The following is a 1,604-nucleotide window of genomic DNA, read 5'->3' on the forward strand; positions in this document are numbered from 1 at the left end:
CCCCCCATCCCAATCTCCCCACCTCACTTCGGCAACAAAGGCAAAAGGAGAGTAACAAAATAATAGACTAAGGGAGCGGTGAAAACGTAGCTATCGGCGCGGTCTAAAATTCCGCCGTGTCCTGGTATCAGTTGACCTGAGTCTTTGACACCTGCATCGCGTTTCATCATTGACTCAGTGAGATCTCCTAACAGACTAGCAATACCAATTAAAAGACCTAAAGCGACTCCTGCGATCGGCCATAAATGCCAATTGAGATACCAAGCTCCGGCTACAGCTACGGCTACACTAGCACTAACGCCGAAAACTGCTCCTTCTACTGTTTTTTTCGGGCTAATGTGAGACAAGCTAGTTTTGCCAAAGAATTTACCAATGAAGTAAGCGCCAATATCAGCCGCCCAAATACAACCAAAGGCGAGTAATGTAATGGTAAGTCCTTGAGGCCAATCTTTAATACTTGTCCAATTTTGGGGCCAATAACCACCTAAAAGTAGGTTACTGCATTCTGCTTGACCTAGAGAGCGTAAGCGTACCCAATAACTAGGCAAATAACCACCGTAAAATAGTCCCAAAATTGAAGTGGAGATATCAGCAATAGTGGCTAATTTGGGCTGAAATAAGAGATAGAAACAGATAAAAGTTCCGGCTACTGGTAATACTGCATCAGCTAGGGTAGAAGAAACTGTAGCTATTATCAATAATGTTATACTAACTGCGAGTGTAGTTTTACCTGCGGGAGCAATTCCGGTGGCTCGTACTAGTTGAAAATATTCTAACAAGCCTAAATAAATGATTATGCAGAAACAAAGGGTGAAATACCAACCTCCCAGAAAAATCATTCCTAAAGCTAAGACGATCGCAACAATTCCACTAAGTATTCTAGGCCAAGACATGAGACGTTCTGTAAATTTTAGATTTTAGATTTTAGATTTTAGAATGAATCGAAAATCTAAAATCTCTTTAGTTTTACTCTAACTTTTCGCCACTGAGGATAAAAATCGGATCGACAGCAGCAAATGTCTGATGATTTCCTCGCGTTTCCAGGCGATTGACAGCCGATTGTACAACTTCTATATTCCGTACTTGTAACTGAGCAAAGGTTTCAGAGACAGTATAAAGGGTTTCTAAGTTGCCTGCTGTTACTACAACTCTGCCTTCGTCTGGCAAGTAATGCCACACTTCAAACAGAATATCTTTAATTGGGCGGCCACCTTCAATGCAAACTCGATTGGGTGGTGCAGGTAAGTCCTTGAGGCATTCAGGGGCGCTTCCTAAGATTATATCTACGTTGGGTACACTGAAGCGATCGCAATTCCGCCTGATTAAGGTTGCTACTTCCTCATCTCGTTCTACGGCAATAATCTTACCCTGTGGACAAAGTAACCCAACTTCTACGGGAATTGTGCCTGTGCCTGCGCCAATATCCCACAAAACTGTGTCAGGAGTGAGACGCAGATGAGAGATTAACAACAGTCGCACTTCTCGCTTGCTTAGGGGAATGCCCGGTAAGCGATCGAACAAATCGTCTGGGATTCCTGGGGTAACATAAGGCCAGATTGGGGAAGGCATAGAGGCAGGGGGACAGGGGGGCAGAGGAGCAGAGG

At 44.0% G+C, this 1,604-nt stretch carries 2 protein-coding genes; both read right to left on the reverse strand.

The features are described from left to right. Positions 1–23: 23 nt before the first annotated feature. Positions 24–893: a phosphatidate cytidylyltransferase gene (locus IQ264_RS32420; RefSeq protein WP_193986882.1), complete on the reverse strand. Its 870-nt coding sequence runs from the start codon at positions 891–893 to the stop codon at positions 24–26. 73 nt (positions 894–966) lie between these two features. Further along, positions 967–1,569: a precorrin-6Y C5,15-methyltransferase subunit CbiT gene (gene cbiT / locus IQ264_RS32425; protein WP_193986885.1), complete on the reverse strand. Its 603-nt coding sequence runs from the start codon at positions 1,567–1,569 to the stop codon at positions 967–969. Positions 1,570–1,604 lie beyond the last annotated feature (35 nt).

The sequence above is a fragment of the [Phormidium] sp. LEGE 05292 genome (assembly GCF_015207735.1).
GTDB lineage: Bacteria > Cyanobacteriota > Cyanobacteriia > Cyanobacteriales > Aerosakkonemataceae > Floridanema.

Bases quoted from the DNA above. Each gene is read 5' to 3' on its own strand.
- IQ264_RS32420 (WP_193986882.1), bottom strand. From the start codon at position 893: ATGTCTTGGCCTAGAATACTTAGTGGAATTGTTGCGATCGTCTTAGCT.
- cbiT (WP_193986885.1), bottom strand. From the start codon at position 1,569: ATGCCTTCCCCAATCTGGCCTTATGTTACCCCAGGAATCCCAGACGAT.